Genomic DNA, 7,243 nt, shown 5'->3' with positions numbered 1-7,243 from the left:
GCAAAACCTCAACCTGCCGAAGCTTCGTGACGATCTCGTCGGGCTTGTGTCGCTTGTTTGCCATTGTGGTCCTCCTTCATGGTCAAAACCATACTTCAAGGTGGACCCGTTCAATGGGGGTGGATCATGTCCGCATCGACGTCGGTGGCAACGTCATCACGGCCTCGATCACCAACGAGGCCGTCGAACAACTGGGACTCGCCAAGGGCCAGACCGCGATTGCCGTCATCAAGGCATCTGACGTGCTGGTCGCCGTCGAGGGCTGAGCCCGATGGTACGGGAGGACGAGATCCGCGCGGCGGAGCGTGCCATCGAATGGCCCGACGCGACCGATGCCAGCCTCATCTATATCGGCCACATCCGCACGCCATGGACGTCGCGCATGGACTGCCCGCGCCAAGGCCGCCATGACGGCCCGACCTGCCGCATCGAGGTGCTCTATTGGCTGCATCGTTCGCGGCGCGATCTCGTCCTGCAAAGCCCGCGCGACGACGGCACGACGCGGGGGACCTTCGCCCTGCGCTCTCCGGTGCGACCCAATCCGATCGGCACGTTGATCGTCAAGCTGATCGGGATCGTGGGAGCGACGCTGCTGGTCCGCGGCCTCGACTGTCTCGATGGCACACCGCTTCTCGACATCAAGCCCGACCGCTGTCTGCTCACTCCGCTCGCCCCGCCAACCCCGGGCGATTCCCATGTGGGGGACTTCTGATGCCGCGTTGCCTTCTCACGCTTGTCACAGCCTTCCTCGTCCTCGTCGCAACGCCGGCCCTGGCGCGAACCATCATCGACTTGGCCGGCCGCAGCGTCGATGTTCCCGATCGCATCAGCCGCGTTTTCACCGCCGGTCCGCCGGCCTCGGTGCTGCTTGCCCCCCTTTCGCCAGCAAACGAACCGGTTGTAGCAGGTGGTCAGCGGGCCGTAACGCTCAAGGATTCCGCCCACGGCGAACCCGTCCGCACGGGCCAGAGAACGCCGTTGAGAACCCGACGGTCATAGATACGCGGTACAGCACGAGGCTTATTCGGAAGCAGGGGGCGCGACAATTGACCATTCGTGATCCGTCAACTCGTATCGCCGCCGCGCCATCAATGCCCTCCGTCTCTGAGGGGATCGTTGAATCACGGCTCGCGACGAATGGGAGCCGCTTATGAGTTTACGACTTAACAATCACCACCATCCGTGGCGACTGATCTACACCATCAACCGGAAGTGCAACCCCTTCGGCCGTTCCGGTGGATGAACTCGATGCCGACTATCCCATCTCATTCGATCAATCCCAGGTAAGCGCACCGCCGCTCTGATATTCGATGACGCGTGTCTCGAAGAAGTTCTTCTCTTTCTTAAGGTCCATCGCCTCGCTCATCCAGGGAAATGGGTTCTCGACCTCGCCGAAAACCGGATTGAGGCCGAGCTGGGCGCAGCGGCGGTTGGCGATGAAGTGCATGTACTGCTCGCACAGCGACGCGTTGAGGCCGAGGAAGCCGCGCGGCATGGTATCGCGGCCATAGGCGGCCTCCAGTTCGGCGGCATCTTTCAGCATACCCCGCACCTCGTCCTGGAAGGTCTTCGTCCACAGATGCGGGTTCTCAAGCTTGATCTGGTTAATGATATCGATGCCGAAGTTCAGATGAATGGACTCGTCGCGCAGGATGTACTGGTACTGCTCGGCGATGCCGACCATCTTGTTGCGCCGCCCGAGCGAGAGGATCTGCGCGAAGCCCGTGTAGAACCACATCCCTTCGAACACGACGTAGAAGGCCACCAGATCACGCAAAAAGGCCTGATCGGCCTCAGGCGTGCCGGTGGTGAACGACGGATCATCGAGGCTCTGCGTGTGTTCAAGCGCCCATGCCGCCTTGTCGGTGATCGACGGTACCTCCCGGTACATATTGAACAACTCACCCTCGTCGAGACCAAGGCTTTCCACGATGTACTGGAAGGTATGGGTATGCACCGCCTCTTCGAAAGCCTGCCGCAAGAGGTATTGCCGACACTCCGGATTGGTGAGGTGCCGGTAGATCGCCAGCACGATGTTGTTGGCGACGAGACTCTCTGAAGCGGCGAAGAAGCCGAGATTGCGCTTGATCATTCGCCGCTCATCTTCGGTGAGCCCGTCGCGCGACTTCCAGAGCGCGATATCGGCCTGCATGGAGACTTCAGTCGGCATCCAATGATTATTGCAGCCGGAGAGGTACTTTTCCCACGCCCAGTGATATTTGAGCGGCAAGAGCTGGTTCACGTCGGCGCGGCAATTGATCATACGCTTGTCATCAACCGACACGCGTGCCGCGCCACGCTCGATCTCGCCAAGGCCTGTCGCATCAGCGACAGGAACCGCAGCGGGCTCGGAAGATACCGCAATCAAGGGATTGGTTTTCGGCTCAGACCAGTCGAGCATGATTTCTCCTTTCTTTCTTCCCCGATGTTCACTGGCAGGCTTCACATTCGGGATCGTCGATGGCGCAGGTCTTGCCCCAAGCGGCGTTCGCGGCGATCACGACCGGTCCTGTGACAGGCGCCGCAACGACCGTCGCGGAGACGGCGTTAAGCTTGCCGTCGGTGCCCTTCAGCGTCGATTTCTCGACATGGGTCGCCGAACGCGAGCGCAGGTAATAGGTGGTTTTCAAGCCCTTGTGCCATGCCAGGCGGAAGAGCTCGTCGAGTTTCTTGCCGCTCGGATTTGCAATATAGAGGTTGAGCGACTGCGCCTGGTCGATCCACTTCTGCCGGCGCGACGCCGCTTCGATCAGCCACTTTGGTTCGATCTCAAACGCGGTGGCATACAACGCCTTGAGGTCATCGGGGATACGGCCGATCTCGCCAACTGATCCGTCAAAGTATTTCAGGTCCGAGACCATGACCTCGTCCCATAGCCCCCTTGCCTTGAGGTCGTGCACCAGCTGCGCGTTCACGACCGTGAAGTCGCCGGACATGTTCGATTTGACGAACAGGTTCTGGTAGGCGGGTTCGATCGACTGTGAGACGCCGCAGATATTCGAAATTGTGGCGGTCGGCGCGATCGCCATCGTGTTGGAGTTGCGCATGCCGACGGTCTTCACCCGTTCGCGCAAGGCATCCCAGTCGAGGGTCGTGGACTCGTCCATCTCCACGCCGGGGCGCGCGGCCTTGAGCAGGCGGATCGAGTCGATCGGCAGAATGCCCTTCGACCAGAGCGAACCCTCAAAACTCGAATAGCGCCCCCGCTCCGCTGCAAGATCGACCGAAGCCGAGATGGCGAAATAGCTGATCGCCTCCATCGAGCGGTCGGCGAACTCCACGGCGGCATCCGAGGCGTAGGGGATGCGCAGCTTCTGCAGCGCGTCCTGGAAGCCCATGAGGCCGAGGCCCACCGGCCGGTGGCGCAGGTTCGAGGCCCGAGCCTCGGGGATGGTGTAGAAATTGATGTCAACGACATTGTCGAGCATGCGCATGGCGGTCTTCACCGTCCGCCCGAGCTGCTCCATGTCGAGCCCGCCATCGCGAATGTGATTGACGAGGTTGACCGAGCCCAGGTTGCAGACAGCCACCTCGTCCCGCGAGGTATTGAGGGTAATCTCAGTGCAGAGGTTCGACGAATGCACCACGCCCCTGTGTTGCTGCGGCGACCGGATGTTGCATGGATCCTTGAACGTGATCCACGGATGGCCCGTCTCGAACAGCATGGTGAGCATCTTCCGCCAGAGATCGACCGCCCGAACCTTGCGGAACACCTTGATCTCGCCTCGCGCCGCGGCCGCCTCATAGGCCTCATAGGCGTCGCCGAACGCCGGCCCATAGAGATCGTGCAGGTCCGGTGTCTCGTCAGGGGAAAACAGCGTCCATTCGGCGTCAGCCTCGACGCGTTCCATGAACAGGTCCGGCACCCAGTTGGCGGTGTTCATGTCGTGGGTGCGGCGGCGGTCGTCGCCCGTGTTCTTGCGCAGGTCAAGGAACTCTTCGATGTCGACGTGCCATGTCTCGAGATAGGCGCAGACCGCGCCCTTGCGCTTGCCACCCTGATTGACGGCGATGGCGGTATCGTTGGCGACCTTCAGAAATGGGACGACGCCCTGGCTTTCGCCGTTGGTGCCCTTGATATGCGCGCCAAGGCCGCGCACCGGCGTCCAGTCGTTGCCCAATCCGCCGGAGTACTTGGCGAGCAGGGCATTGTCCCGGATACCCTTGAAGATGGCGTCAAGGTCGTCGCCGATCGTCGTGAGAAAGCAGGATGAAAGCTGCGGCCGCGTCGTTCCCGAGTTGAACAGCGTCGGCGTCGAGGCCATGAAATCGAACGAGGAGAGGAGATTATAGAACTCGATTGCACGACCCTCGCGGTCAATCTCGTGCAGTGCCAGGCCCATTGCCACCCGCATGAAGAAGGCCTGTGGCAGTTCGAACCGCTTGCCCTGCGTATGAAGGAAGTAACGATCATAAAGTGTCTGCAAGCCGAGATACTGAAAATTGAGGTCGCGTTCCGGCTTCAGCGCCTCGCCGAGGCGCTTGAGGTCGAAACGTCCGAGTTCGGGATCGATCAGTTCCGCCTCAATGCCGGTCCTGATGAAATCCGGGAAATAGCGCGCATAGCGCGTCGACATTTCTGCCTGCGTCGCCTGTTCCGGGCGACCTGACACGAAGGTCAGCGCCTCGTACCGCAGGCGGTCGAGTAGCAGGCGGGCCGACACGAAGGTGTAGTTTGGCTCCTGTTCTACGAGCGTGCGCGCCGCCATGATCAGGGCGAGCGATAACTCATCCTGCGTGATGCCATCATAGAGATTACGCCGGGTCTCGGTCAGGATCGGCTCGGCCGAAACTGCTTCGAGCCCGTCGCAGGCTTCCTCGAGGATGCGGGCCAGCCGTGCCTCGTCCAGAGCCATAAGGGAGCCGTCCTCGGCCTTGATATGCAATACCGGCGCAACTGGTTCGGCCACCGCCACATTTTCAGCGGCACGCTCGCGGGCACGCTCCTCACGGTAGAGCACGTAGGCGCGCGCGACCTTGTGGTGTTCGCCGCGCATCAGCGCGAGCTCGACCTGATCCTGGATGTCTTCGATGTGGAAAGTCCTTCCGGCATCCGCTCGCCTGGTCAGGCCGGCGACGATCTGTTCGGTAAGCTTCGCCACGATATCGTGGACACGGCGCGAGGCGGCGGCGCTGTTTCCCTCAACGGCGAGAAATGCCTTGGTGAGCGCGACGGCAATCTTCGAGGCGTCGAATGGCGTGACGGTGCCATTGCGACGGATCACCTGATAGACTGGTTCGGTCGCGGGCCGCGGCGGTCGCTGCACGGTCGGCGGTTCATCTGGTTCGATCCGCGATGCGGCTTTGGCGATTAAGGACATCGGCTTGAGACCCCTTGTGTTTTGGGGCAAAGGCCGAGCGGGCGCGTGCGTAGTCCGGCTGGAGGGGCCGGCAAGACGACAGCGACCACCGGGACACCCCGCCCGAGGACGTTTCATGCTGTCACGGCAGGTCTCCTGGCTTGCGGGTCACTACCTGCATCCTGCCTTCCCGAAGCCCGAGGGCTTCAGTGGCGCAATTGGGATGAAGGCTCGCCGCCTACAGTTGCGGGGGCAGCTCCGGCATTGCCATTATTTGGCGCACCGGATTCCCTCCTAGCTCTCGATCATCTGATTCGAGAGACCGTGACCACTATATCTAGCATCCCGCGCTCCGATAATGTCAATCCATAGCACATGCGTGGCCGTGCGCTATTTTCGGAAACAGTTACATGTCGGTCGTATAAGGGGCAAAAGCACTGCGGTTCTGGTCGACATACAACGGCTGGCCGATCGGAGGAAACGCACGCTGCGGGCAGGCTTGGCGTTCGCAGATTTTGCAGCCTGCGCCAATCGGCGTTGCCGCCGCCGGATTGCCGAGATCAAGTCCGTCCGCGTAGACAAGCCGCGACGCATGGCGAATGTCACAGCCAAGCGCAACCGCGAAGGTCTTCCGGGGTGCGCGATAGCCACCCTGTCCGCGTGAGACAGATCGGGCAATCCACAAATAGGTTCGCCCGTCCGGCATGCTGGCCACTTGTGTCAGAATGTGATCAGGCTGGGCAAAGGCCTCATATACGTTCCACAATGGACAGGTGCCGCCGAAGCGTGAGAAGTGGAAATCCGTAGCCGACTGGCGCTTGGAGATGTTGCCGGCACGATCTACGCGGATGAAGAAGAAGGGAACGCCATGCGCGCCCGGCCGCTGCAGCGTGCTGAGGCGATGGCAGGTCGTCTCAAAGCCCACGCCGAAGCGCTGCCCGAGCAGCTCGATGTCGTAGCGGAGACGCTCGGCAAGCCGCAGGAACGGTGCGTAGGGCAGGACGAGCGCGCCTGCGAAATAGTTGGCGAGGCCGATACGTGCTAGGGATCGGGCCTCCTCGTTGGAGAACGACCCGCCTCCAACCAATTCATCCATCAGCCCACGCTGCTCGAGGAAGGCGAGTTGCGTCGCCATCTGGAACGCCTGCTGTCCCGGCCGCAGCCTGCGTGACAACCAGAGGGTGCGTGTCTCGGGATCATATTTCCGCTGCGTCCCGGAGCCTGCGTCTTGGCTGAGATCGGCCAGCCGAAGTCCGTGTTTGGCCTCCAGCCTGCCGGCGAGTGCTGACACGATCCGGCCGAGCGGCATGCCTAGTTCTTGGGCGACGATTTCCGCTGCGCGGTCGAGCGCATCGACATAGTTGCGGTTGGCATAGAAGAAGTCGCGTACCTCCTCGAACGGCGTTGACGGAAGCGCTGTCAGTTCTCCCTGCCTGTCGTCGCCGAGCCGTGCCGCATAGGCGGCCGCTTGCTCGCTCGCCTGCTTCAGTCGCCGGCTCTGGGAAATGAAGGCGCGTGCGAGAGCGGGCATGTTGCTAGCCAGTTCCCGCAGGTCGGCTGAGGCGATCGGTTCACCGAGCGCCGGATCGGACAGCGCCTCGCGCAACTCGCCGATCAGCCGCGCATCGTCGTCTTCGGAGAAGAGCTGCACGTCCATGCCGAACGCGGCGTTGAGCTTCAGGAGCACCGGCACGGTCAAGGGCCGTTGATTGTTCTCGATCTGGTTGAGATAGGAAAGCGAGATGCCGAGCGCGTCGGCCAGCGCCTGTTGGGTCAGCTTGCGCTCCTCCCGAAGCCTCTTCAACCGCACGCCCATGAACACCTTCTTCATGGGCGGCCTCGCTGCCAATGTCTTCGCAAACTTTGCAGATTCACAGAATACCCTTCACAAAGCTCCGCATTTTCAGTGGTTTACTCTTCTCATCCTATGCGGATAGTGCGGA

Annotated in this window: 4 protein-coding genes, 2 pseudogenes and 1 riboswitch; of the genes and pseudogenes, 2 read left to right on the top strand and 4 right to left on the bottom strand. The window is 61.5% G+C overall.

The window, feature by feature from the left end:
• Positions 1 to 125: 125 nt before the first annotated feature.
• Both F9K78_RS21000 and F9K78_RS20995 read left to right on the top strand, forming a co-directional pair.
• A pseudogene (locus F9K78_RS21000) lies at positions 126 to 266 on the top strand (TOBE domain-containing protein); the annotation flags it as partial.
• 5 nt (positions 267 to 271) lie between these two features.
• Entirely contained in the window at positions 272 to 712 is a 441-nt protein-coding gene (locus tag F9K78_RS20995) for an SAM-dependent methyltransferase (RefSeq protein WP_121983428.1), read from the top strand.
• A gap of 154 nt (positions 713 to 866) precedes the next feature.
• Here F9K78_RS20995 and F9K78_RS20990 read toward each other — a convergent pair.
• The 4 genes and pseudogenes from F9K78_RS20990 to F9K78_RS20975 all read right to left on the bottom strand — a co-directional run.
• Positions 867 to 1,089: pseudogene (locus F9K78_RS20990) on the bottom strand (transposase); the annotation flags it as partial.
• A gap of 184 nt (positions 1,090 to 1,273) precedes the next feature.
• Positions 1,274 to 2,401, bottom strand: a complete 1,128-nt coding sequence (locus tag F9K78_RS20985) for a ribonucleotide-diphosphate reductase subunit beta (RefSeq protein ID WP_121983429.1) — start codon at positions 2,399 to 2,401, stop codon at positions 1,274 to 1,276.
• Positions 2,402 to 2,429: 28 nt separating this feature from the next.
• Positions 2,430 to 5,321, bottom strand: a complete 2,892-nt coding sequence (locus tag F9K78_RS20980; protein WP_121983430.1) for a ribonucleoside-diphosphate reductase subunit alpha — start codon at positions 5,319 to 5,321, stop codon at positions 2,430 to 2,432.
• 108 nt (positions 5,322 to 5,429) lie between these two features.
• A riboswitch (cobalamin riboswitch) is annotated at positions 5,430 to 5,642 on the bottom strand.
• A 64-nt stretch (positions 5,643 to 5,706) separates the two neighbouring features.
• Entirely contained in the window at positions 5,707 to 7,131 is a 1,425-nt protein-coding gene (locus tag F9K78_RS20975; RefSeq protein ID WP_121983431.1) for a short-chain fatty acyl-CoA regulator family protein, read from the bottom strand.
• Positions 7,132 to 7,243: the final 112 nt, after the last annotated feature.

The organism is Brucella pseudintermedia (assembly GCF_008932435.1).
Lineage (GTDB): Bacteria > Pseudomonadota > Alphaproteobacteria > Rhizobiales > Rhizobiaceae > Brucella > Brucella pseudintermedia.
Note: the sequence above shows the minus strand (reverse complement) of the source record. Positions and strands in the feature narration are given on the sequence as shown.

Bases quoted from the DNA above. Each gene is read 5' to 3' on its own strand.
- F9K78_RS20995 (WP_121983428.1), top strand. From the start codon at position 272: ATGGTACGGGAGGACGAGATCCGCGCGGCGGAGCGTGCCATCGAATGG.
- F9K78_RS20985 (WP_121983429.1), bottom strand. From the start codon at position 2,401: ATGCTCGACTGGTCTGAGCCGAAAACCAATCCCTTGATTGCGGTATCT.
- F9K78_RS20980 (WP_121983430.1), bottom strand. From the start codon at position 5,321: ATGTCCTTAATCGCCAAAGCCGCATCGCGGATCGAACCAGATGAACCG.
- F9K78_RS20975 (WP_121983431.1), bottom strand. From the start codon at position 7,131: ATGAAGAAGGTGTTCATGGGCGTGCGGTTGAAGAGGCTTCGGGAGGAG.